This is a genomic window from Pseudomonas sp. RC2C2 (assembly GCF_018390435.1).
GTDB classification, from domain to species: domain Bacteria; phylum Pseudomonadota; class Gammaproteobacteria; order Pseudomonadales; family Pseudomonadaceae; genus Aquipseudomonas; species Aquipseudomonas donghuensis.
In genome coordinates this window covers 1,767,503-1,790,080 of the sequence record NZ_JAHBAX010000001.1, presented here as the reverse complement: position 1 = coordinate 1,790,080, position 22,578 = coordinate 1,767,503, and the positions used below count along the sequence as shown (strand labels likewise).

At 62.7% G+C, this 22,578-nt stretch carries 19 protein-coding genes; 12 read left to right on the top strand and 7 right to left on the bottom strand.

Translation table 11 applies throughout. The features are described from left to right. Positions 1–58: 58 nt before the first annotated feature. Complete coding sequence (locus tag KHO53_RS08320; RefSeq protein ID WP_036995036.1) at positions 59–2,236, bottom strand: malate synthase G; 2,178 nt, start codon at positions 2,234–2,236, stop codon at positions 59–61. Positions 2,237–2,671: 435 nt separating this feature from the next. Between KHO53_RS08320 and KHO53_RS08315 the strand changes: the two genes are divergently transcribed. Then, positions 2,672–3,190 (top strand): glycine cleavage system transcriptional repressor, encoded by a 519-nt coding sequence (locus KHO53_RS08315; RefSeq protein ID WP_010221398.1) that lies wholly within the window; start codon positions 2,672–2,674, stop codon positions 3,188–3,190. Positions 3,191–3,288: 98 nt separating this feature from the next. Here the strand turns inward: KHO53_RS08315 and rarD are convergent, their stop codons facing one another. From rarD to KHO53_RS08290, 5 genes are all read right to left on the bottom strand, one after another. Then, positions 3,289–4,176: an EamA family transporter RarD gene (gene rarD, locus KHO53_RS08310; RefSeq protein ID WP_010221399.1), complete on the bottom strand. Its 888-nt coding sequence runs from the start codon at positions 4,174–4,176 to the stop codon at positions 3,289–3,291. 65 nt (positions 4,177–4,241) lie between these two features. After that, positions 4,242–5,216, bottom strand: coding sequence for a serine/threonine protein kinase (locus KHO53_RS08305; RefSeq protein WP_010221400.1), 975 nt, complete (start codon positions 5,214–5,216; stop codon positions 4,242–4,244). A gap of 130 nt (positions 5,217–5,346) precedes the next feature. Continuing rightward, positions 5,347–7,248 (bottom strand): PhoX family protein, encoded by a 1,902-nt coding sequence (locus tag KHO53_RS08300; protein ID WP_213570184.1) that lies wholly within the window; start codon positions 7,246–7,248, stop codon positions 5,347–5,349. A gap of 63 nt (positions 7,249–7,311) precedes the next feature. After that, positions 7,312–8,076: a TOBE domain-containing protein gene (locus KHO53_RS08295; protein ID WP_010221402.1), complete on the bottom strand. Its 765-nt coding sequence runs from the start codon at positions 8,074–8,076 to the stop codon at positions 7,312–7,314. Between the two features lie 59 nt (positions 8,077–8,135). Beyond that, positions 8,136–8,846 (bottom strand): ComFC family protein, encoded by a 711-nt coding sequence (locus tag KHO53_RS08290; RefSeq protein ID WP_249684494.1) that lies wholly within the window; start codon positions 8,844–8,846, stop codon positions 8,136–8,138. A gap of 117 nt (positions 8,847–8,963) precedes the next feature. Here KHO53_RS08290 and bioB point away from each other — a divergent pair, with 117 nt between their 5' ends. The 9 genes from bioB (at position 8,964) to KHO53_RS08245 (ending at position 19,252) form a co-directional block, all read left to right on the top strand. Beyond that, positions 8,964–10,022 (top strand): biotin synthase BioB, encoded by a 1,059-nt coding sequence (gene bioB, locus KHO53_RS08285; RefSeq protein WP_010221404.1) that lies wholly within the window; start codon positions 8,964–8,966, stop codon positions 10,020–10,022. A 7-nt stretch (positions 10,023–10,029) separates the two neighbouring features. After that, positions 10,030–11,202, top strand: coding sequence for an 8-amino-7-oxononanoate synthase (gene bioF / locus KHO53_RS08280; protein WP_010221405.1), 1,173 nt, complete (start codon positions 10,030–10,032; stop codon positions 11,200–11,202). Continuing rightward, positions 11,195–11,926 (top strand): alpha/beta fold hydrolase, encoded by a 732-nt coding sequence (locus KHO53_RS08275; protein WP_036995039.1) that lies wholly within the window; start codon positions 11,195–11,197, stop codon positions 11,924–11,926. Before bioF ends, KHO53_RS08275 begins: the two co-directional genes overlap by 8 nt. Then, a complete protein-coding gene (gene bioC, locus KHO53_RS08270; RefSeq protein WP_213570183.1) occupies positions 11,919–12,743 on the top strand; it encodes a malonyl-ACP O-methyltransferase BioC in 825 nt (274 codons plus the stop codon). Before KHO53_RS08275 ends, bioC begins: the two co-directional genes overlap by 8 nt. Before the next feature lies 1 nt (position 12,744). Then, positions 12,745–13,425 carry a dethiobiotin synthase gene (bioD, locus tag KHO53_RS08265; RefSeq protein ID WP_010221409.1) on the top strand — a complete coding sequence of 227 codons (681 nt, stop codon included), beginning with the start codon at positions 12,745–12,747 and terminating at the stop codon, positions 13,423–13,425. 107 nt (positions 13,426–13,532) lie between these two features. After that, positions 13,533–13,829, top strand: a complete 297-nt coding sequence (locus tag KHO53_RS08260) for a hypothetical protein (RefSeq protein WP_010221410.1) — start codon at positions 13,533–13,535, stop codon at positions 13,827–13,829. A gap of 269 nt (positions 13,830–14,098) precedes the next feature. After that, the gene (locus tag KHO53_RS08255; protein ID WP_010221411.1) at positions 14,099–15,904 is read left to right on the top strand and encodes a phenylacyl-CoA dehydrogenase; all 1,806 of its coding nucleotides are present in this window, start codon (positions 14,099–14,101) and stop codon (positions 15,902–15,904) included. 163 nt (positions 15,905–16,067) lie between these two features. Next, entirely contained in the window at positions 16,068–17,351 is a 1,284-nt protein-coding gene (locus KHO53_RS08250; protein ID WP_026001207.1) for a GGDEF domain-containing protein, read from the top strand. 122 nt (positions 17,352–17,473) lie between these two features. Next, positions 17,474–19,252: an acyl-CoA dehydrogenase C-terminal domain-containing protein gene (locus KHO53_RS08245; RefSeq protein ID WP_213570182.1), complete on the top strand. Its 1,779-nt coding sequence runs from the start codon at positions 17,474–17,476 to the stop codon at positions 19,250–19,252. A gap of 229 nt (positions 19,253–19,481) precedes the next feature. Here the strand turns inward: KHO53_RS08245 and KHO53_RS08240 are convergent, their stop codons facing one another. Further along, positions 19,482–20,405: a LysR family transcriptional regulator gene (locus KHO53_RS08240; protein ID WP_010221414.1), complete on the bottom strand. Its 924-nt coding sequence runs from the start codon at positions 20,403–20,405 to the stop codon at positions 19,482–19,484. 102 nt (positions 20,406–20,507) lie between these two features. On the opposite strand from KHO53_RS08240, the gene KHO53_RS08235 reads away from it, so the two are divergent. Further along, a complete protein-coding gene (locus KHO53_RS08235) occupies positions 20,508–21,206 on the top strand; it encodes an MOSC domain-containing protein (protein ID WP_026001208.1) in 699 nt (232 codons plus the stop codon). Continuing rightward, positions 21,203–22,483 (top strand): aspartate aminotransferase family protein, encoded by a 1,281-nt coding sequence (locus KHO53_RS08230; RefSeq protein ID WP_010221416.1) that lies wholly within the window; start codon positions 21,203–21,205, stop codon positions 22,481–22,483. Before KHO53_RS08235 ends, KHO53_RS08230 begins: the two co-directional genes overlap by 4 nt. The last annotated feature ends 95 nt before the right edge of the window (positions 22,484–22,578 follow it).

The window sequence follows — 22,578 nt, the reverse complement described above, 5'->3', positions numbered from 1 at the left end:
ACCGACCCTGTGGGAGCTGGCTTGCCAGGGATGGGGCTGCAAAGCAGCCCCGAGGATGTTACAGACCGTTCTTGGCCTTGAACTCACGACGACGACGATGCAGTACCGGCTCGGTATAACCGTTCGGTTGCTTGGTGCCTTCGACGACCAGTTCGACTGCCGCCTGGAAGGCGATGTTGTTGTCGAAGTCCGGTGCCAGCGGGCGGTACAGCGGGTCGTTGGCGTTCTGCTTGTCGACCACCGGCGCCATGCGCTTGAGGCTTTCAAGGATCTGCGCTTCAGTCACCACGCCATGACGCAGCCAGTTGGCCAGCAACTGCGCGGAAATCCGCAGGGTGGCGCGGTCTTCCATCAGGCCGACATCGTTGATGTCCGGCACTTTCGAGCAGCCCACACCCTGGTCGATCCAGCGCACCACATAGCCGAGGATGCCCTGGGCATTGTTGTCCAGCTCGTTGCGCTTTTCTTCGTCCGACCAGTTGGTGTCGGTCGCCAGCGGGATGGTCAGGATGTCATCGACCGAAGCCGGTGCACGCTTGGCCAGTTCCGCCTGGCGGGCGAATACGTCAACCTTGTGATAGTGCAGGGCGTGCAGGGCCGCGGCGGTCGGCGACGGCACCCAGGCGGTGTTGGCACCGGCCAGTGGGTGGGCGATCTTCTGCTCGAGCATGTCGGCCATCAGGTCCGGCATGGCCCACATGCCTTTACCGATCTGGGCGCGGCCTTGCAGGCCGGTGGCCAGGCCGATGTCGACGTTGGAGTTCTCGTAGGCGCCGATCCACTTCTGGGTCTTCATGGCGCCCTTGCGCACGACGGCGCCGGCTTCCATGGAGGTGTGGATCTCGTCACCGGTACGGTCGAGGAAGCCGGTGTTGATGAACACCACGCGCTCGCTGGCAGCTTTGATACAGGCCTTGAGGTTGACCGTGGTGCGGCGCTCCTCATCCATGATGCCGACCTTCAGGGTGTTGCGCTTGAGGCCCAGGGCATCTTCGATACGGCCGAACAGCTCGTTGGTGAACGCGGCTTCTTCCGGGCCATGCATCTTCGGTTTGACGATGTACATGGAGCCGGTGCGGCTGTTCTTGCGGCTGGTGTTGCCGTTGAGGTTGTGGATCGAGGCCAGGCTGGTGACCAGGCCATCGAGGATACCTTCCGGCACTTCGTTGCCGTCTTTGTCGAGAATGGCATCGATGGTCATCAGGTGACCGACGTTACGCACGAACAGCAGCGAACGGCCGTGCAGGCTGAGCGAACCACCGTTTGGCGCGGTGTATTCGCGGTCCGGGTTCATGGTCCGGGTGAAGGTCTGGCCCGCTTTGCTGACGCTTTCAGCCAGGTCACCTTTCATCAGGCCCAGCCAGTTGCGGTAGATCACCACTTTGTCGTCGGCGTCGACGGCGGCGACCGAGTCTTCGCAGTCCATGATGGTGGTCAGGGCGGCTTCCATCAGCACGTCCTTGACGCCGGCGGCGTCGGTCTGGCCGACCGGGGTGCTGGCGTCGATCTGGATCTCGAAGTGCAGGCCGTTGTGCTTGAGCAGGATCGCGGTCGGCGCCGAGGCGTCGCCCTGGTAACCGATCAACTGCGCATCATCGCGCAGGCCGCTGTTGCTGCCACCCTTGAGGGCGACAACCAACTTGGCGCCTTCAATGCGGTAAGCCGTGGAGTCGACATGGGAGCCGGCGGCCAATGGCGCCGATTCGTCGAGGAAGGCGCGGGCGAAGGCAATCACCTTATCGCCGCGAACCTTGTTGTAGCCTTTGCCTTTTTCCGCGCCGCCGGCTTCGCTGATGGCGTCAGTGCCATACAGCGCGTCGTACAGCGAACCCCAGCGGGCGTTGGAGGCGTTCAGGGCGAAGCGCGCATTCATCACCGGCACGACCAGCTGCGGGCCGGCCATGCGGGCGATTTCGTCATCGACGTTCTGGGTCGAGGCCTGGAAGTCTGCAGCTTCTGGCAGCAGGTAACCGATGTCCTGAAGGAAGGCCTTGTAAGCCACGGCATCGTGAGCCTGGCCTTTGCGCGCCTGATGCCAGGCGTCGATCTGCGCCTGCAATGCGTCACGTTTGGCCAGCAGTGCTTTGTTCTTTGGAGCGAGGTCGTTGATGATCTTTTCCGCACCCCCCCAGAATTGCTCGGCGCTGACGCCGGTTCCGGGAATGGCTTCGTTGTTCACGAAGTCGAACAGGACTTTGGCGACCTGAAGGCCACCGACTTGAACGTGTTCAGTCATTGCTTGCCTCACTCTGCTCAGCTATTCAGCTCTTCTATTTAAGCCTTGCGCGCTTCTCTAAACACGGCACCAGAACATGCCCTCGCGGGCGGCTGGGTGCGGCCTGCCAGACAGGCTGGCGGGCGTTGGCGTATTTTCACAGGCGCCTTGGCAGACATCGATCCAACGTTTTGTAGTCCGCGCTGCGGCATACTACATGATGCGCTGCGGTTGTGAAAATTAGACTAAATACGTCGTTCTGCGACCAATTGGTCGCATAGGGTCACGCTGGGAGTCGGTATGTTCTCAAAAAACCGGCAGATTGTTCCAGATAAATCTTGAAACAGTACACGATTAGTCATTCGAAGCTCCTGCGGCAGGTTGCCGCGCCTTGCCTATACTTTCTCCGCGCCCTTTGATTTCAGGGGCTGAACGTTAAATGCAGAGGGTTGCCGCGTGGATCATCTCGTATTGACAGTGATCGCCCCCGACAAGGCCGGGCAGGTCGAGCGTATCGCTGAATGCATTGCCGAGCATAACGGTAACTGGTTGGAGAGCCGCATGTCGCGGATGGCCGGGCAATTTGCCGGCATTCTCAAGGTCGCGGTACCGGCCGAGTCCTACGATGAACTGGTCGAGGCGCTACAGGCCTTGGGCAAGCACGATATTCGTGTCTTGATTGCCGAAAGCGGTATCGAGCCGTCCTGCACCTGGAAGCCGATCGCCATGGAGCTGGTGGGCAATGACCGCCCCGGTATTGTCCGCGACATCACCCGGCTGCTGGCCGATCAGGGCGTCAACGTCGAGCGCCTGACCACCGAGGTGCGCCCGGCGCCGATGAGCAGCGAGCCGCTGTTCCATGCCGATGCCTTGCTGGCGGTGCCACTGACGCTGTCGCTGGATGTCCTGCAGCACAAACTGGAAGCGCTGGCCGACGACCTGATGGTGGAATTGAACCTGCGCCCTGAGGATTAGTTATCCCGGTTTATCGGGGATGCGCCTGTGGATAACCTTGGGAGATGTCGCTACAGGCCACAAATTGCGTGGCCTGCAGCGCTTCGTACATTTTTTGATCAGCTGCGCCGGCGCAGGCTCAACCAGGCATCCACGCTATACAGCGCCAGGCCTGCCCAGATGAACATGAAGGCCACCAGGGTGCTGCTCGACAGGTGCTCGTCAAACAGCCACACCGCCTGCAGCAATACCAGGGTGGGGGCCAGGTACTGCAAGAAGCCCAGGGTGGTGTAGGGCAGGTGCCGCGCGGCGGCGTTGAAACACACCAGGGGTACCAGCGTGACTGGCCCTGCGGCTATCAGCCAGAGCGCTTCGCTGCTGGTATAGAAGCTTGCCTGGGCACTATGCGCCATGGGGTTGAGCAGCATCCAGCCGATGGCCAGCGGCACCAGCATCCAGGTCTCGACCACCAGCCCGGGCAGGGCGGCTACCGGCGCCTGCTTGCGGATCAGGCCGTAGAAGCCAAAGCTCAGTGCCAGCACCAACGACACCCAGGGTAGGCTGCCCACTTGCCAGACCTGCTGGGCCACCCCGAGTGCGGCCAGGCCCACGGCAATCCACTGCAGGCGGCGCAAGCGTTCCCCGAGCAGGAGCATGCCGAGCAGCACGTTGACCAGCGGGTTGATGTAGTAGCCCAGGCTGGCTTCGAGCATGCGCCCGTTGTTCACCGACCACACGTAGGTCAGCCAGTTGCCGGCGATCAGCGAGCCGCTCAAGGCCAGGATCGCCAGGCGTTTGGGGTTTTCGCGCAGTTCGCGCAGCCAGCCCGGATGCTTCCAGACCAGCAGCAGCAACGAGCCGAACAACGCCGACCAGAGCACCCGGTGGACGATGATTTCCACTGCGGGGACGCTTTGCAGCGCTTTGAAGTAGAGCGGGAACAAGCCCCAGATGATGTAGGCGCTCAGGCCCAGGATGTACCCGCGGCGCGGGTTGGCGGCGTGCATGCAGATTCCTTGCTTAGGCAGCTATCTAAAAGCAGGGGGCTATTGTAGACAGACTCACGCGCGCTTCAGAACAATTTCAGCGGTTCTTCATCCAGCGCGGCGATCTGCTCGCGCAGGGCGAGGATCTGGTCGCCCCAGTAACGCTCCTGGCCGAACCAGGGGAAGCTGCGCGGGAACGCCGGATCGTCCCAGCGCCGGGCCAGCCAGGCGCTGTAGTGCAACAGGCGCAGGGCACGCAAAGGTTCGATCAGGGCCAGTTCGCGCGGGTCGAAATCGTGGAACTCGTTGTAGCCATCCATCAGCTCGGCCAACTGGCCCAGGCGTTCGTGGCGCTCGCCGGCGAGCATCATCCACAGATCCTGTACCGCCGGGCCCATGCGGCAGTCATCGAGGTCGACGATGTGAAACACCTCGTCGCGACACATCATGTTCCCCGGGTGGCAGTCGCCGTGCAGGCGAATGACCTGGTGCGGGGTACTGGCGTAAATCGCCTCGACCCGCTTGAGCAGGTCGCGGGCCACCGACTCGAAGGCCGGCAGCAGGCTTTTGGGGATGAAGTTGCCTTCGAGCAGGGTATTGAGCGAGGCGTGGCCGAAGTTATCCACGGCCAGTGCTTCGCGATGCTCGAACGGGCGGGTGGCGCCGACCCCATGCAGACGACCGAGCAGTTGCCCGAGGCGATACAGCTGATCGAGGTTGCCCGGCTCCGGCGCCCGGCCGCCACGGCGCGGGAACAGGGTGAAGCGAAAGCCGCTGTGTTCGAACAGGGTCTTGCCGTTGTGGATAAGTGGCGCCACCACCGGCACTTCGCACTCGGCCAGTTCAGCGGTAAAGCTGTGTTCTTCGAGGATCGCCGCGTCGCTCCAGCGGTCCGGGCGGTAGAACTTGGCGATCAGTGGTTCAGCCCCTTCGATGCCCACCTGGTAGACCCGGTTCTCGTAGCTGTTGAGTGCCAGTACCCGGGCGTCGCTGAGAAAACCGATGCTTTCCACGGCGTCCAGGACCAGATCGGGGGTGAGTGTTTCAAAGGGGTGGGACATGCTCGCTCCTGCTGTGCGGCAGGTCGCCGCAAGGTACCTGCATGGTATCGCACATCGGCTTCCACGGCGGATCTGTGTTGTGGGAGCTGGCCTTGCCAGCGATGGGCTGCACAGCAGCCCCGCGCCAGACTCATGCGCCAACGATCCCGCCATCCTCCCTGCTGATCGCCATCACTGACGACCGTGGCTTGCCATTGGGCAGGTGCTCGGGAAAGGTCGAACCACCGGTTTCCCCCGGGTGCTGGATACCCACGAACAAGGTGCGCTGATCCGGGGCAAAAGCGATACCCGTCACCTCGCACGCCACCGGGCCGACCATGAAGCGGCGGATTTCCCCAGTGACCGGGTCGGCGCAAAGCATCTGGTTGTTGCCCATGCCGGCAAAATCGCCGCTGTTGCTGTAGTCGCCGTCAGTCAGGATCCACAAGCGGCCCTCAGCATCGAAACCCAGGCCATCCGGGCTATTGAACATGTTCTGCGGGGTGATGTTGGCAGAACCTGCCTTGGCCTCACCGGCATGCACCGATGGATTACCGGCCACCACAAACAGGTCCCAGTCGAAGTTCATCGCACCATGGTCATCGGCGTTTTCACGCCAGCGCAGAATCTGCCCATAGAGATTTTTTTCGCGCGGGTTGGGGCCGCCGACCGGCTGGCCTTCTTCTCCGCGTTTGACGTTGTTGGTCAGGGTGCAATACACCTGGCCGTCCTTGGGGCTGACCACGATCCATTCCGGGCGGTCCATACGCGTGGCCTTGAGATGGCTGGCGGCCAGGCGCGCATGAATCAGTACCTGGGCCTGGCTGGCAAAACCGTTGGCGGCGTTGAGGCCGTTCTTGCCATGGGTCAGCTCCAGCCACTGGCCCTTGCCGCGCGGATGATTAAGGTTATGGTCGCCATCGTCGAAGCGCGCCACGTACAAGGTGCCGTGGTCCAGCAGGTTACGGTTGGCGTTGGCATTCTTGTGGTCGATGCGGTCGCGGCTGATGAACTTGTAAATGAACTCGCCACGTTCGTCGTCGCCCATGTACACCACGGCGCGGCCATCGCGGGTTTCGGCCAGGGCGGCATTCTCGTGCTTGAAACGGCCCAGGGCGGTGCGCTTGACCGGAGTCGACTGCGGGTCGAACGGATCGATTTCCACCACCCAGCCATGACGGTTCAGTTCGTTGGGGTTCTTCGCCAGGTCGAAACGTGGGTCGTGCTGATGCCAGTCGACCTCCTTGCCTGTGACCGAGGCACCGTAGCGCTTTTGGGCGGCATCGAAGGCCTGGGCCGGATCACTGCTGCCGAAGCAGTCGGTGAAGTTCTCTTCGCAGGTCAGGTAAGTGCCCCACGGCGTTTTGCCATTGGCGCAGTTCTGGAAGGTGCCCAGTGCCTTGCGCCCGCTGTTGTCGGTCGCGGTTCTAAGCAGGGCATCGCCGGCGGCCGGGCCGCTGATGCTGATTGGCGTGTTGCCATGGATGCGCCGGTTGTAGGGCGAATCCTGGACGAATTGCCACTGGCCATCGCGGCGCTGCACTTCGATCACCGACACCCCTTCGGCGGCCTGGGCCTTGTGCACTTCTGCAGCAGAGGCCGGTTTGCCGCCGTGGCTGAACAGGTATCGGTAGTTGGTGTATTCGTTGTTGATCGCCATCAGCGCGCGTTTGGCGTCGCCGGGGAAGGGGAACAGGCTCATGCCGTCATTGTGGTCGCCGAACTGCAGTTCCTGGGCCTGGGCGCTGCCGTTGCCGGAAGGATCGAAGGTCGGGGCGCCGGCATGCAGTGGCTGGCCCCAGCTGATCAATACCGAGGCTTTGTAACCAGGCGGCAAGCTGATGCTGTCGGCGGTGGCGGCGGGGATGCTGGCAAAGCCCAGCAGGCTGCTGTTGCCAGCGCTGACGCTGGCTGCCAGTACGCTGCGGCTGAGCAAATTGCCGCCGAGAAACAGCGCTGCGCCGCACAGCGCGCCGGCGCCGATGAAGCGGCGGCGGCTGAGGCTGGTCAGCTGTTCGAGGTCGGTTGGCTGATGTTCTTCTAGTAGGTGCATGACAGGCTTCCTGCGGGTTTGGCAGTCACCTTAGTCAGGGTCCATGACATTTTTGTGGCAGTTTTACAGCGGCGTTCCAAGAAGCACGTAAGAAGGCTGAAATTGCACCTGCAGGTCACTGCCGACAATGACCTGATGGTCTTGTAGCCAGTGTGCGTCGGCGAAAGCACACAGGGTTTGCCCGCTGGCCAGGAGCAGGCGCACTTCGGTCGGACCCTCGGTGTCTGCAAGCAACGCATCGACCTTGACCGGCAAGCAGTTGTAGCCCTCGGCTGGCTGTTGATCGAGGCCCAGCAGTTCGAGCCAGCCCGCCTTGATCAGCGCCACTACTGCGGTACCCGGGCTCAGTTCAAGGCGTCCGGTACTGTCGTGGGTGATCTGGGCATCGATGCGCAGCTCGCCCGCCAGGGTCAGGCTGATGCGGTCATAGCGGCCCTGGGCCTCGATCGAGCTGATACGCCCGTGCAGCTGGTTGCGCGCGCTGGTGCGCAGCATCAGGCGGCCGAGCAGGTCGAGATCGCTGGCGTCTTCGGCCGCTTCAAGGATCTGCGCCTGCAGGGCCTGCAAGCGCTGGTACAGGCGCAGCACCCGCTGGCCCTCGGCAGACAGTTTCGCCCCACCGCCGCCGCGCCCACCAACACTGCGTTCCACCAGTGGGCTGGCGGCCAGGTTGTTGAGTTCGTCGATGGCATCCCAGGCCGCCTTGTAACTCATGCCGGCGCTTTTCGCCGCACGGGTGATCGAGCCTTGTTCGGCAATGTGTTGCAGCAAGGCAATACGCTGCGGGCGGCGGACGATGTGCTGGGTGAGCAGGGCAGGCAGGGACATAAGCGGTAACGGGCACCAGTGGGGAATCAGCCCGAAAGTGCCCGCACCCCGCGCTCAAGTCAAGCGCTGCCGGGCTTGGCGGTGCGCGCCAGGCAGTAGACATCGACCCGTCGGGCGCCGGCCTTGAGCAACAGGCTGGCCAACGCCTGGGCGGTGGCACCAGTGGTCAGTACATCATCCACCAGCGCGACATGACGCCCGGCAATCATCGGGCGGTGGTGCACGGCAAAGGCCTGGCGCAGGTTGCGTTTGCGTGCCTGGGCCTTGAGACCTTGCTGGGCTGGGGTATCGAGGGTGCGGGTGAGCACCTGTTCGCTACAGCGAATGCCCAGTTGTTGTGCCAACCAGTTAGCCAGCATCCCCGCCTGATTGTAGCCGCGCTGACGCAATCGCCGCCTTGACAGCGGTACCGGCAGCAACACAGCCGGGCGCGGTAGCCCTTCGTCAAAGCGGTGGCTCAACCAGCGCCCGAGCAGTTGCGCGAGCAAGCGGCCCAGCGGCCACTGGCTATTGTGCTTGAAGCGGGTAACCAGCGCATCGACCGGGAAGCCGTAGTACCAGGGCGCCTCGACCCGATAGAAGGCCGGCGGGCGCCGGCTGCACTGGCCGCAGACCAGGCCGTGCATGGGCAGCGGCAGGGCACAGACCTGGCAATGCTCGCCCAGCCAGGGCAGTTCGCTCTCGCAGGCGATGCACAGTGGGTAGGGCTGCTCGGCCGCTTCATTGCAAAGCAAGCAGATCTGGTTATTAAGTAGACAGTTGTAAACCAGTGTTTTGACTTATGGTTGACAGTGCATCAGCCTTCCTTAACTATGCGAGCTATCCGTGATGCGCTGGCGGGGTTTTTCTGTGCCGGCGCCTGTACAAGCCTAAACAAGGAATCGCCGATGAGCGCCAGCACAACTGCAACAACACGTCACGACTGGTCCCTGGCCGAGGTCAAAGCCCTGTTCCAGCAACCGTTCAATGACTTGCTGTTCCAGGCGCAAACCGTGCACCGCGCGCATTTCGACGCCAACCGCGTACAGGTCTCGACGCTGCTGTCGATCAAGACCGGCGCCTGCCCGGAAGATTGCAAATATTGTCCGCAGTCCGGCCACTACAACACCGGGCTGGAAAAACAGAAGCTGATGGAAGTGCAGAAGGTCCTCGAAGAGGCAGCCCGGGCCAAAGCCATCGGCTCGACGCGCTTTTGCATGGGCGCCGCCTGGAAGCATCCGTCGGCCAAGGACATGCCTTACGTGTTGCAGATGGTCAAAGGGGTCAAGGCCATGGGCCTGGAAACCTGCATGACCCTCGGCAAGCTCGACCTGGAGCAAACCCAGGCGCTGGCCGAGGCCGGGCTTGACTACTACAACCACAACCTCGACACCTCGCCGGAGTTCTACGGCAGTATCATCACCACCCGCACCTACAGCGATCGCCTGCAGACCCTGGCTTACGTGCGCGATGCCGGGATGAAGATCTGCTCGGGCGGCATCCTCGGCATGGGCGAGTCGCTGGACGACCGCGCAGGCTTGCTGATCCAGCTCGCCAACCTGCCGGAACACCCGGAGTCGGTGCCGATCAACATGCTGGTGAAGGTCGCCGGCACGCCGCTGGAGAACGCCGAAGAAGTTGACCCGTTCGACTTCATCCGCATGCTCGCCGTGGCCCGGATTCTTATGCCCAAGTCCCACGTGCGGTTGTCCGCTGGCCGTGAAGCGATGAATGAACAGATGCAGGCCCTGGCCTTCTTCGCCGGCGCCAACTCGATCTTCTACGGCGAGAAACTGCTGACCACCGCCAACCCGCAAGCCGACAAGGACATGCAGCTGTTCGCACGCCTGGGCATCCAGCCGGAAGCCCGTGAAGAACACGCCGACGAAGTCCATCAGGCGGCCATCGAGCAGGCGCTGGTGGAGCAGAAGAGCAGCGAGCTGTTCTACAACGCCGCCTCGGCCTGAGGCAGCCATGGCTTTTGATCTTCGCGCGCGGCTGGAGCAACGCCGCGCCGCTGACCTGTACCGTCGGCGCCCGCTGCTGGAAAGCCCGCAGGGCCCGGAAGTGGTGGTCGATGGCCAGCCGTTGTTGGCGTTTTGCAGCAACGACTACCTGGGCCTGGCCAATCATCCGCAAGTGATCGCAGCCTGGCGCGCCGGTGCCGAGCGCTGGGGTGTCGGCGGCGGTGCTTCGCACCTGGTGATCGGCCACAGCAGCCCCCATCACGCGGTGGAAGAGGCCTTGGCCGAATTGACCGGGCGGCCGCGGGCGCTGCTGTTTTCCACCGGCTACATGGCCAACCTGGGTGCATTGACGGCGCTGGTCGGGCAGGGCGACACGGTGCTGCAGGACCGTCTCAACCATGCCTCGCTGCTCGATGCCGGCCTGCTCAGCGGTGCGCGTTTCAATCGCTACCTGCACAACGATGCCGAAAGCCTCGCCAACCGCCTGGACAAGGCCGTCGGCAACACCCTGGTGGTGACCGACGGGGTGTTCAGCATGGACGGTGATCTGGCCGATTTGCCTGCCCTGGCTGCGGTGGCCAATGCCCGCGACGCCTGGCTGATGGTCGACGATGCCCATGGCCTGGGCACCCTGGGGCGCAATGGCGGCGGTATCGTCGAGCATTTCGGCCTGAGCCTTGAGCAGGTGCCGGTGCTGATTGGCACCTTGGGCAAAGCCTGCGGCACCGCGGGTGCATTTGTCGCCGGCAGCGATGAGCTGATCGAGTGCCTGATCCAGTTCGCCCGGCCCTACATCTATACCACCAGCCAGCCTCCGGCCCTGGCGTGCGCCACCCTGCGCAGCCTGGAACTGCTGCGCGGCGAGCATTGGCGTCGCGAGCACCTGGCGGCGTTGATTCAGCAGTTTCGTAGCGGCGCTGAGCAGATCGGCCTGCAACTGATGGACAGCTTCACGCCGATCCAGCCGATCCTGATCGGCGACAGCACGCGGGCCTTGCGCCTGTCGCAGATGCTTCGCGAGCGTGGCTTGCTGGTCACCGCGATCCGCCCGCCGACCGTGCCTGCCGGCAGCGCCCGCTTGCGTGTGACCTTGAGCGCGGCACACAGCCCGGCGCAGGTGCAGCTATTGTTGAATGCATTGGCTGACTGTTATCCGCTGCTGGAGCCTGCTGATGCGTAACCATCTGATCCTGTTGCCGGGCTGGGGCCTGGGCAGTTCTGCCTTGCAGCCCTTGGTGGCGACCTTGAGGGCCATCGACCCTGGCTTGCGGGTCGAAATCCAGGCCTTGCCCAGCCTGGTGTCCAGCAACCCCGAGGACTGGCTCGACAAACTCGATCGGCAGTTGCCGCGCAATGCCTGGCTGGGCGGCTGGTCGCTGGGTGGCATGCTCGCCGCCGAACTGGCCGCACGGCGCGGCGATGACTGCCATGGGTTGATCACCCTGGGCAGCAACCTCAGTTTTGTCAGCCGCCCGGACTGGCCGCATGGCATGGCGGTGGATACCTTCCAGACCTTCCTCGAAGGTTGCCGCTATCACACCCAGGTCACCCTCAAACGCTTCGTTTCATTGTGCAGCCAGGGCGCCGAAGACCCGCGCAGCCTGGCCCGCCTGCTCAGCGCGGGGATGCCAGCTCCGGCTCCGGAAGTGTTGGTGGCGGGGCTCGAAGTCCTTGGCCAGCTCGATACCCGCGCCGCGCTGCAGCGCTATGGCGGTCCGCAATTGCACCTGTTTGCCGGGCGTGACGGGCTGGTGCCGGCGGAGGTCGCCGGCGAACTGCTGGAGATACTGCCCGACGTGGAAGTCGGGCTGCTGGAAGACAGTGCTCATGGTTTTGTGATGGAAACACCTCATGAGTTGGCGGCAGCAATCAAGGCCTTTGTACATGAGAGTGGCGATGACTGATCTTTCCCAGCCGGGCCTGCCCGGCGGCTTGCCCGATAAACGTCAGGTCGCAGCGTCGTTCTCCCGCGCTGCCGCCAGCTACGACAGCGTTGCCGAACTGCAGCGGGCGGTGGGCGCGGCGCTGCTTGAACAGTTGCCCGCTGCTTTCGAGCCGCAACGCTGGCTGGACCTGGGCAGCGGTACCGGCTACTTCAGCCGCGCCCTGAACAGCCGTTTTCCCCGGGCCGCCGGTGTGGCTGTGGATATTGCCGAAGGCATGCTCCAGCACGCGCGGGAGCAGGGCGGGGCGCACCACCATGTGGCTGGCGATGCCGAGCGCTTGCCACTGCGAGATGCCAGCGTCGAGCTGATCTTCAGCAGCCTGGCGGTGCAATGGTGTGGCGATTTCCGCGCCGTGCTCAGTGAGGCCCGGCGTGTCCTGCAACCAGGTGGTGTATTGGCTTTTGCCAGCCTTTGCGTCGGCACCCTGCATGAGCTGCGCGAAAGCTGGCAGGCGGTCGATGGCCTGGTGCACGTCAATCGTTTTCGGCGCCTTGAGGACTATCAACGCCTGTGTGGCGAAAGCGAACTGCAGGTGCTGAGCCTGGCGGCTCGGCCCCATGTGTTGCACTACCCGGATGTGCGCAGCCTGACCCACGAGCTCAAGGCCCTCGGTGCTCACAACCTCAACCCGGGGCGCCCGGCCGGGCTGACCGGGCGGGCACGGATGCAGGGCCTGCTGCAGGCGTATGAGGGCTTCCGTCAGCCCCAGGGACTACCGGCGACCTATCAGGTGGTTTACGGTGTACTGCAAAAGCCGTCGGTAGAAGGGGAGTGAGATGAACCCGGCCTATTTCATCGCGGGGACCGACACCGACGTTGGCAAGACCACCATCGCCGCCGGCCTGCTGCATGCTGCACGCCTGGCCGGGTTGAGCACCCTGGGCGCCAAACCTGTGGCGTCTGGTTGCGAGCTCAGCAGCAAAGGCTTGCGTAATGCCGACGCCATGGCGCTGATTGCCGAAAGCTCGCTCAAGTTGCCCTACGAACAGGTCAATCCGTTCGCTTTCGAACCGGCCATTGCCCCGCACCTGGCGGCACGGGAAGCCGGCGTCGCCTTGAGCGTGCAGGCCTTGCTGACACCGATGCGCGAGGTGTTGGCCAACGGTGCCGATTTCACCCTGATCGAAGGTGCTGGTGGCTGGCGCGTGCCGCTGTCCGGCCAGGCCAATTTGTCGGACCTGGCCGTTGCCCTGAAGCTGCCGGTGATTCTGGTGGTCGGTGTGCGCCTGGGCTGCATCAACCATGCCTTGCTCACGGCCGAAGCCATTGCCCGCGATGGCCTGCAACTGGCTGGCTGGGTCGCCAACATTGTCGAGCCGCGCACCTCGCGGCTGGAAGAAAACCTCGCCAGCCTCGCCGAGCGTTTACCGGCGCCGTGCCTGGGGCGGGTGCCCAAGCTCAAGCAAGTCAGCGCGCAAGCGGTAGCGGCGTACCTGCAACTGGACCTGCTGGACTGACGCGTGTCTATCATGTAGCACTTTGCTATTAGTGTTTTCAACGGGCCTTTTGCCGGCAAGTCTGCTTCAATAGAGGCTGTTCGCTTTCAGCGTCATGGAGTTTCGACATGGAAATCTCGGGCAACTCAGCATTCTACGCAGGGCTTGGCGCCATCCAGGCCGGGCAGAGTCGCGTCGATCAGGCTGCCAGCCAGATCGCCAACACCACCGTCGAGCGTGCCGCCACCAGCCAGTCCAGCGACTATCAGGCCGAGCGCCTGCGGGCGGTCGATCGCAGCCAGCAAATGGACCTGGCCACCAGCAGCGTCGAAATGGCGCTGGGCAAGCATCAGGTCGAATTGGGTGTCAAAGTGGCCAAAGCATCGGACGAAATGCTTGGTACCCTGATCGATACCTACGCCTGACCCCCTTCGGCTCGCCCTCTGTGAGCCTTCAACTAGTCTTTATGTATCAGCGCTTTGCCCTTGCTGGCGGGCGCTCGGCTGCGCGTTTGCGGGGTGTTTTGCCAGGGCAATCGCGCAGTCTGGCATGGCCGAACTGCCCTCTGCTTGATGCTTGACAAGTTTTCGGCGTAAACGTATGTTTCAAACAACTGTTTGACCGAAAGCCGCCTAGAGCTGGTCGGTATATCGCGGTCTCCCTATCCAGGATTCATCAGCAGAGGTTCATCGCTATGCCTGATTACAAAGCCCCCTTGCGTGATATTCGCTTCGTTCGTGACGAGCTGCTCGGCTACGAAGCGCATTATCAGAGCCTGCCGGCTTGCCAGGACGCCACCCCGGACATGGTTGACGCCATCCTCGAGGAAGGCGCCAAGTTTTGTGAACAGGTACTGGCCCCGCTGAACCGTGTCGGCGACCTCGAAGGCTGCACCTGGAGCGAGTCGGGGGTCAAAACCCCGAGCGGCTTCAAGGAAGCCTACAAGCAGTTCGTCGAAGGCGGCTGGCCAAGCCTGGCCCATGACGTCGAGCACGGCGGCCAGGGCCTGCCTGAGTCGCTGGGCCTGGCGGTCAGCGAAATGGTCGGTGAGTCGAACTGGTCCTGGGGTATGTACCCTGGCCTGTCTCATGGCGCGATGAACACCATCTCCGAGCACGGCACCGCCGAGCAACAGGAGACCTACCTGACCAAGCTGGTATCCGGCGAATGGACCGGCACCATGTGCCTGACCGAGCCACACTGCGGTACCGACCTGGGCATGCTGCGCACCAAGGCCGAACCTCAGGCCGACGGCTCCTACAAAGTCACCGGCACCAAGATCTTCATCTCGGCCGGTGAGCACGACATGGCCGACAACATCGTCCACATCGTCCTGGCCCGCCTGCCCGATGCGCCGGCTGGCACCAAAGGCATTTCGCTGTTCATCGTGCCGAAGTTCCTGCCGACCGCCGAAGGCACCGTCGGTGAGCGCAACGCCGTGTCCTGTGGTTCCATCGAACACAAGATGGGCATCCACGGCAACGCCACCTGCGTGATGAACTTCGACGCGGCTACCGGCTACCTGATCGGCCCGGCCAACAAAGGCCTGAACTGCATGTTCACCTTCATGAACACCGCTCGCCTGGGTACCGCGCTGCAAGGCCTGGCCCACGCTGAAGTGGCGTTCCAGGGCGGCCTGAAATACGCTCGCGACCGTCTGCAAATGCGCTCGCTGACGGGCCCGAAAGCGCCGGACAAAGCCGCTGACCCGATCATCGTTCACCCGGACGTACGGCGCATGCTGCTGACCATGAAGGCGTTCGCCGAAGGCAACCGCGCCATGGTCTACTTCACCGCCAAGCAGGTGGACATCGTCAAGTACAGCCAGGACGAAGAAGAGAAGAAGAAAGCCGACGCACTGCTGGCCTTCATGACGCCGATCGCCAAGGCGTTCATGACCGAAGTCGGCTTCGAAGCGGCCAACCACGGTGTGCAGATCTATGGCGGCCACGGCTTCATCGCCGAGTGGGGCATGGAGCAGAACGTTCGCGACAGCCGTATCTCGATGCTGTACGAAGGCACCACCGGCATCCAGGCGCTGGACCTGCTCGGCCGTAAAGTGCTGATGACCCAGGGCGAAGCGCTCAAGGGCTTCACCAAGATCGTGCACAAGTTCTGCCAGGGCAACGAAGGCAACGAAGCGATCAGCGAGTTCGTAGCACCGCTGGCCCAACTGAACAAAGAGTGGGGCGAGCTGACCATGAAGGTCGGTATGGCTGCGATGAAAGACCGCGAAGAAGTCGGTGCCGCTTCGGTGGACTACCTGATGTACTCCGGTTACGCCTGCCTGGCTTACTTCTGGGCCGACATGGCGCGCCTGGCTGCCGAGAAACTGGCTGCCGGCACCACTGAGGAAGCCTTCTACACCGCCAAGCTGCAGACCGCGCGCTTCTACTTCCAGCGCATCCTGCCGCGTACCCGTACCCACGTGGCAACCATGCTGTCGGGCGCCAACAACCTGATGGACATGAACGAAGAGCACTTCGGTCTCTCGTACTGATTCAACGGCTGTAACAAAAAACGCCTGCCCTTATCGGCAGGCGTTTTTTTTTGCATTTGCTCCCACCCCACCGTTCCGACCAAGTGAATTCATCTATTCATGTGTGCGGCCGATACATTAAAGGCACAATGCCATTATTGATCTGCCGGGTCGGAGATTACCCTTGTTTCGTTTATCCGCTGTACGCCTGAGCCACTTCCTGCCTTCAGCCTGTCTGCTGGTGTCAGGGCTCGCGGCCGCTTACGTGAGAGACCTCAATGTGTTCTTCACGTCGCTGTTCAATGTCCTGCCCACTCTGGTCCTGTTGCTGGGCGGCGCCTACTGCGCCGTGTACCGCCGCCAGCGTGAACTGTTTCTGATGATCACGGTGTATATCGCCTACTTCCTGCTCGATACCCAGACTGATTTCTACCGTGACAATGGCCGGGTCCGAGAAGATGCGGCAGTGGTGTTCCACCTGGTCTGCCTGCTGTTGCCGCTGATGTTTGCCCTGTATGGCGCGTGGCAGGAGCGTACGCACCTGTTCCAGGACATGGTCGCGCGCTTTGCCGTGCTGCTGGCGGTCGGCAGCGTCGCCCTGGGCCTGGAGCAGAGCTTCCCCCAGGCCCTGCTCGGTTGGCTGGCAGAGATTCGCTGGCCGTCATTGCACGGCCAATGGATGAGCTTGATCCAGCTGGCCTACCCGGTGTTCTTCTGCGCGTTCATCCTGCTGGTGGTGCAGTACCTGCGCCAGCCAAGGCCCTTGCATGCGGCGCAGGTGATTGGCCTGATCGGTATCTTCTGGATGCTGCCCAAGACCTTCATCCTGCCCTTTACCCTGAACATCATGTGCAGCCAGGTGATGCTGATGATTGCCGCGGCGGTGTCCCATGAGGCTTATCAAATGGCCTTTCGCGATGAGCTGACCGGTTTGCCCGGCCGTCGCGCGCTCAACGAACGCATGCAGCGCCTGGGGCGCAATTATGTGTTGGCGATGACCGACGTCGATCACTTCAAGAAATTCAACGACACCCATGGTCACGACGTTGGCGACCAGGTGCTGCGTCTGGTGGCCAGCAAGCTTTCCAAGGTCACAGGCGGCGGCCGGGCCTATCGTTATGGTGGTGAGGAGTTTGCCGTGGTGTTCGCCGGCAAAAGCATTGAAGAGTGCATGCCGCATCTTGAGGCCGTGCGTGAGGTGATCGCCAACTACAACATCCAGTTGCGCAACCAGGACAGCCGTCCCCATGACGACCAGCAAGGGCGCCAGCGCCGTGGCGCGTCGGCGGCTTCCAGTGTGTCGGTGACTATCAGTATCGGCGTCAGTGAGCGCCTGGCCGATCATCGCTCACCCGACGAAGTGCTCAAGTCTGCCGACCAGGCTCTGTACAGCGCCAAGGGCGCCGGCCGTAACTGCGTCATGGCTTACGGCGTTCAGGCCAGGCGTGGTGCGGTACGCATGGCGTGACCGAAATAGACTATTCAGTCGCCAGATGACCCTATGTCTCGCAAAAGTTGTTCGGGTACACTGGCTGCATAACAGTGACGCGGCCCTGCAGGCCGTCCCCGACTCTAATATGAGAGGTTGCCATGGCTGACTATAAAGCGCCGCTGCGCGATATGCGCTTCGTCCTCAATGAAGTCTTCGAAGTCTCCAAGCTCTGGGCGCAGTTGCCCGGTATTGCCGAAGCGGTGGACGAAGACACCGCCCTGGCGGTGCTGGAAGAAGCCGGCAAGGTCACCAGCAAGAGCATCGCGCCGCTGAGCCGCAGTGGTGACGAAGAAGGTTGCCACTGGGATAACGGCGCGGTGAGTACCCCGGCCGGTTTCATCGAGGCTTACAAAACCTACGCCGAAGGCGGCTGGGTTGGCGTCGGTGGCGACCCTGCCTATGGCGGCATGGGCATGCCTAAAGTGATCTCGGCCCAGGTCGAGGAAATGGTCAACTCGTCCAGCCTGGCCTTTGGCCTGTACCCGATGCTGACGGCTGGTGCCTGCCTGTCGATCAATGCCCACGCCAGCGAAGCGCTGAAGGAAAAGTACCTGCCGAACATGTACGCCGGCGTCTGGGCCGGTTCCATGTGCCTGACCGAGCCTCACGCCGGCACCGACCTGGGCATCATCCGCACCAAGGCCGAGCCGCAGGCGGATGGCAGCTACAAGGTCAGCGGCACGAAGATTTTCATCACCGGTGGCGAACACGATCTCACCGAGAACATCATTCACCTGGTGCTGGCCAAGCTGCCGGACGCGCCCGCCGGGCCGAAGGGCATTTCCCTGTTCCTGGTGCCGAAGTTCCTGGTCAACGCCGATGGTAGCCTGGGTGCGCGCAACCCGGCCAACTGCGGCTCGATCGAGCACAAGATGGGCATCCAGGCGTCGGCCACCTGCGTGATGAACTTCGACGATGCGGTCGGTTACCTGGTCGGCGAGCCGAACAAGGGCCTGGCGGCGATGTTCACCATGATGAACTACGAGCGCCTGGGCGTAGGTATCCAGGGCCTGGCCTCGGCCGAGCGCTCTTACCAGAACGCCATCGAGTATGCGCGCGACCGCTTGCAGAGCCGTGCGCCGATCGGCCCGCAAGCCAAGGACAAGGTCGCTGACCCGATCATCGTCCACCCGGATGTACGGCGCATGCTGTTGACCATGAAAGCTCTCAATGAAGGCGGGCGAGCGTTCTCCACGTATGTCGCGATGCAACTGGATACCGCCAAGTTCAGCGAAGACGCCGACACGCGCAAACGCGCCGAAGAGCTGGTGGCGCTGCTGACCCCGGTAGCCAAGGCATTCCTCACCGACCTGGGCCTGGAGTCGGCGGTACATGGCCAGCAAGTGTTCGGCGGCCATGGTTACATCCGTGAGTGGGGCCAGGAGCAACTGGTACGTGATGTGCGCATCACCCAGATCTACGAAGGCACCAACGGTATCCAGGCCCTCGACCTGATGGGGCGCAAGGTGGTCGGTAGCGGCGGCGCGCTGTACAAGCTGTTTGCCGACGAAATCCGTCACTTCACCGCCAGCGCCGGCAGCGACCTGGGTGAATTCGTCAAACCGCTCAATGCAGCCCTGGACAACCTCGACGACCTGACCGCCTGGGTGCTGGATCGGGCCAAAAACAACCCGAATGAAATCGGCGCGGCATCGGTGGAATACCTGCAGGCATTCGGCTATACCGCTTATGCCTACATGTGGGCGCTGATGGCCCGTACGGCCTTGGCCAAGCAAGGCGAAGACGACTTCTATGCCAGCAAGCTGGGCACCGCACGCTTCTATTTCGCCCGTTTGCTGCCGCGTATCCACTCGCTCAGCGCTTCGGTTAAAGCCGGTAGCGAGTCGCTGTACTTGCTGGATGCCGCGCAGTTTTGAGCGTGATAGTAGTTTGTAAGCATTCTCTTACATTACGTGGTGACTTTTCGCCTCTATCGAAAGATTGGATCCACAGTTAATCTTCTTACATGGACGTAGCGCAGGAAGCGCAAAGTACAGAACACGGACACGAAGGATTCCTGCCAGGATGGTGGGGCGAAAAGGATGTCAGGGAAACAGTCTGCAAAGCCCCGCTTCGGCGGGGTTTTCTTTTGCCTGCGATTTGACCTCAGCCCAGCACATCCAGCGGCGACCCCCCGATCTGCCGCGGGTCGGCTTCTTCTTCCAGCAGATTGCGCAGCAGCTCCACCGACGCCTGCTGGCGCTGCGCATCGCGAAACACCAGGCCGATCTTCAGCGGCACTCGCGGCTCGCTCAGCGGCTTCCACAGCAGTTCCTGGTCATCTTCGACCACTTCCTTGGCGCGCCCCGGCAACACGGTTGCCAGTGAGGTATGCGCCAGGCTGTCGAGAATCCCGCCCATGTTGTTCATCTCGGCCTGCACCTGCGGCCGCCGGCCCAGGTTGGCCAGTTGCGACTGCCAGATCTGCCGCACCTGGAATTCTTCGCCGAGCAAGAGCATCGGCAGCTCGGCAGCCTGCTTCATCGAGACCTTCTTGAATTCACGTAGGGGATGGGTATTGGGGATGACCAATTGCAGTTCGTCTTCGTACAACAACAGCCCATGCAGGCCTGGCTGGCGCGGTGGCAGGTAGCTGATGCCGATGTCCAGGCTGCCATTGAGCAGGCGCCGTTCGATTTCCAGGCCCGACAGTTCGTAGATCTGTACCACCAGATGCGGCTGCGCCTTGCGCACCCGGTCGAGCAGCTGCGGTACCAGGCTTGGGCGCACGGTTTGCAGGACGCCAATGGCCAGGGTACGCAACGCCTGGCCCTTGAAGTTGCGCAGTGCCTCGCGAGCGCGCTGCAGGCCGTCGAGCAAGGGCAGGGCGTGGTTGTACAGGGTGTGCGCGGCCAGGGTCGGCAACAGGCGCTTGTTGCCGCGCTCGAACAGGCTCACATCGAGGTTTTGCTCAAGTTGGCGGATCTGCTGCGAAAGCGCCGGTTGCGACAGTGACAGGCGCTCGGCGGCCCGGCCAACGTGGCCTTCTTCATACACCGCGACGAAATAACGCAGTTGGCGAAAATCCATAAGAGTTACTTATCAAAAATGCTCGAAAAACCAAATGGCCGTTAGCCTGCAAGAAGCCTAGTCTATCCCGTATTCACAAGGTTTACAGGGCCAGAAGGCGCGATGAATACCGTGTATGTGGATGGCGTTTACATAGGCAAGGCAAAAAACCTTGGGCATGGCTTGTTGACTGATATCGATAAGCAGGAGGTTGCAAGACGGTTGTGGTTATGGCCACAGGGGCTGGGGAGCGACGAACACGGCGACCCACGCTTTCACACCGGCCCTGAACGGGCTTTGCACCATTACCCGGCCGAGCACTACGCCTGGTGGCGGCAACGTTATCCACAGATCGATTGGCGCGCCCCGGGTTTCGGCGAAAACCTCTCGACCCGCGGCCTGGATGAACACCAGGTGTGCCTGGGCGATTTGTTCCGCTGGGGCGGGGCGCTGTTGCAGGTCAGTCAGCCGCGCTCGCCGTGCTATCGCCTGAGCCATCGCTGGGGCTTGCCGAACCTGCCGCAACAGGCGCAGGACAGTGGCCGTTGTGGTTGGTTCTACCGGGTGCTCAAGCCTGGTTTCGTCAGCGCCGATGAGCCCTTTGAACTGATTCAACGTAGTTATCCGGGCTTGACCGTGGCCTGGGCACTGCGCACTTTTTACCGTGAGCCTTTGGAGCATGCAGGTTTGAAAAAGCTGGTGGATTGTCCGGCACTCTCGTCACGCTGGCGCGATATCGCGATCAAGCGTCTGCGTACCGGTCAGGTCGAAGACTGGACCGCGCGTCTGCTTGGCCTGCCGCTCGAGGGGCTGCGCGCATGAACCTGTTCAACCTGCGCCGCCCGGCTGCGGCCGTGGCCGAGCGCAAGGTCGCAGCCGTTGTGGCGCAACCTGCACAAGCCGTGTCGCGCGAATACCTGATGCCCGCCGTCGAGCGCGCGCCACAGGTGTTCGTCCGTGGCCAGGGTTCATGGCTGTGGGACAGCGAAGGCCACGCGTATCTGGATTTTACCCAGGGCTGCGCGGTCAACAGCCTCGGTCACAGCCCCAGTGTGCTGGTCAAAGCCCTGGGCAGCCAGGCGCAGGCGCTGATCAATCCGGGCGCGGGTTTTCATAACCGCGGCCTGTTGAACCTGGTCAGTCGCCTGTGCGAAAGCACCGGCAGTGATCAGGCCTACCTGCTCAACAGCGGCGCCGAAGCCTGCGAAGGAGCGATCAAGCTGGCGCGCAAATGGGGCCAACTGCACCGCAACGGCGCCTATCACATCATCACTGCCAGCCAGAGCTGTCATGGCCGCAGCCTGGGCGCGCTGTCGGCTTCCGACCCCTCGCCGTGCAACCGCTGCGAGCCGGGGTTGCCGGGCTTCAGCAAGGTGCCGTTCAACGACCTTGAGGCGCTGCATGCGGCGGTCGATTCGCGCACCGTGGCAATCATGCTCGAACCGATCCAGGGCGAAGCAGGCGTGATTCCAGCGACCCAGGCGTATCTCCAGGGTGTCGAGCGGCTGTGCCGCGAACTGGGCATCCTGCTGATTCTCGATGAAGTGCAGACCGGCGTCGGCCGCTGCGGGGCGATGCTCGCTGAACAGCTGTATGGCGTGCGCGCCGACATCCTCACTCTCGGCAAGGGCTTGGGCGGTGGTGTTCCGTTGGCGGCCCTGCTGGCTCGTGGCAGCGCCTGCTGCGCCGAGGCCGGCGAGCTGGAAGGCAGCCACCATGGCAATGCATTGATGAGTGCGGCGGGCCTGGCGGTGCTGGAGACCGTGCTGGAGCCGGGCTTCTTCGAGCATGTGCAGGATTCCGGGCGCCACCTGCGCGACGGCCTGAGCCGTCTGGCCGGTCGCTATGGCCAGGTCGAGGTGCGCGGCCAGGGGCTGCTCTGGGCTTTGCAACTGAGCGAAGACAATGCCGCCGAGCTGGTCCAGGCCGCCTTGCAGGAAGGCTTGCTACTGAATGCCCCGCAAGCCGACGTGCTGCGTTTCTCCCCGGCGCTGACAGTGAGCAAGGGCAACATCGACGAGATGCTCCTGCGCCTGGCCCGAGCCTTCGCCCGTGTCCATGCGGCGCAGCAAAACCAGCGGCGCGAGGCCACGGCCTGATCAATACACCGCGCTAACGAATTTTCCGAACCGTCTCGCGTTCCTGCGCATCGCCCCGGGCCTGTTGTTTTTGGCTTGGGGCGTTTTTTTGTCTG

Excerpts from the sequence above, each read along its gene's own strand:
- KHO53_RS08295 (WP_010221402.1), bottom strand. The coding sequence starts at position 8,076 with ATGTCCCTGCCTGCCCTGCTCACCCAGCACATCGTCCGCCGCCCGCAG.
- bioD (WP_010221409.1), top strand. The coding sequence starts at position 12,745 with ATGAACCCGGCCTATTTCATCGCGGGGACCGACACCGACGTTGGCAAG.
- KHO53_RS08245 (WP_213570182.1), top strand. The coding sequence starts at position 17,474 with ATGGCTGACTATAAAGCGCCGCTGCGCGATATGCGCTTCGTCCTCAAT.
- rarD (WP_010221399.1), bottom strand. The coding sequence starts at position 4,176 with ATGCACGCCGCCAACCCGCGCCGCGGGTACATCCTGGGCCTGAGCGCC.
- KHO53_RS08300 (WP_213570184.1), bottom strand. The coding sequence starts at position 7,248 with ATGCACCTACTAGAAGAACATCAGCCAACCGACCTCGAACAGCTGACC.
- bioC (WP_213570183.1), top strand. The coding sequence starts at position 11,919 with ATGACTGATCTTTCCCAGCCGGGCCTGCCCGGCGGCTTGCCCGATAAA.
- bioF (WP_010221405.1), top strand. The coding sequence starts at position 10,030 with ATGGCTTTTGATCTTCGCGCGCGGCTGGAGCAACGCCGCGCCGCTGAC.
- KHO53_RS08275 (WP_036995039.1), top strand. The coding sequence starts at position 11,195 with ATGCGTAACCATCTGATCCTGTTGCCGGGCTGGGGCCTGGGCAGTTCT.
- KHO53_RS08305 (WP_010221400.1), bottom strand. The coding sequence starts at position 5,216 with ATGTCCCACCCCTTTGAAACACTCACCCCCGATCTGGTCCTGGACGCC.
- bioB (WP_010221404.1), top strand. The coding sequence starts at position 8,964 with ATGAGCGCCAGCACAACTGCAACAACACGTCACGACTGGTCCCTGGCC.
- KHO53_RS08240 (WP_010221414.1), bottom strand. The coding sequence starts at position 20,405 with ATGGATTTTCGCCAACTGCGTTATTTCGTCGCGGTGTATGAAGAAGGC.
- KHO53_RS08235 (WP_026001208.1), top strand. The coding sequence starts at position 20,508 with ATGAATACCGTGTATGTGGATGGCGTTTACATAGGCAAGGCAAAAAAC.
- KHO53_RS08260 (WP_010221410.1), top strand. The coding sequence starts at position 13,533 with ATGGAAATCTCGGGCAACTCAGCATTCTACGCAGGGCTTGGCGCCATC.
- KHO53_RS08320 (WP_036995036.1), bottom strand. The coding sequence starts at position 2,236 with ATGACTGAACACGTTCAAGTCGGTGGCCTTCAGGTCGCCAAAGTCCTG.
- KHO53_RS08255 (WP_010221411.1), top strand. The coding sequence starts at position 14,099 with ATGCCTGATTACAAAGCCCCCTTGCGTGATATTCGCTTCGTTCGTGAC.
- KHO53_RS08230 (WP_010221416.1), top strand. The coding sequence starts at position 21,203 with ATGAACCTGTTCAACCTGCGCCGCCCGGCTGCGGCCGTGGCCGAGCGC.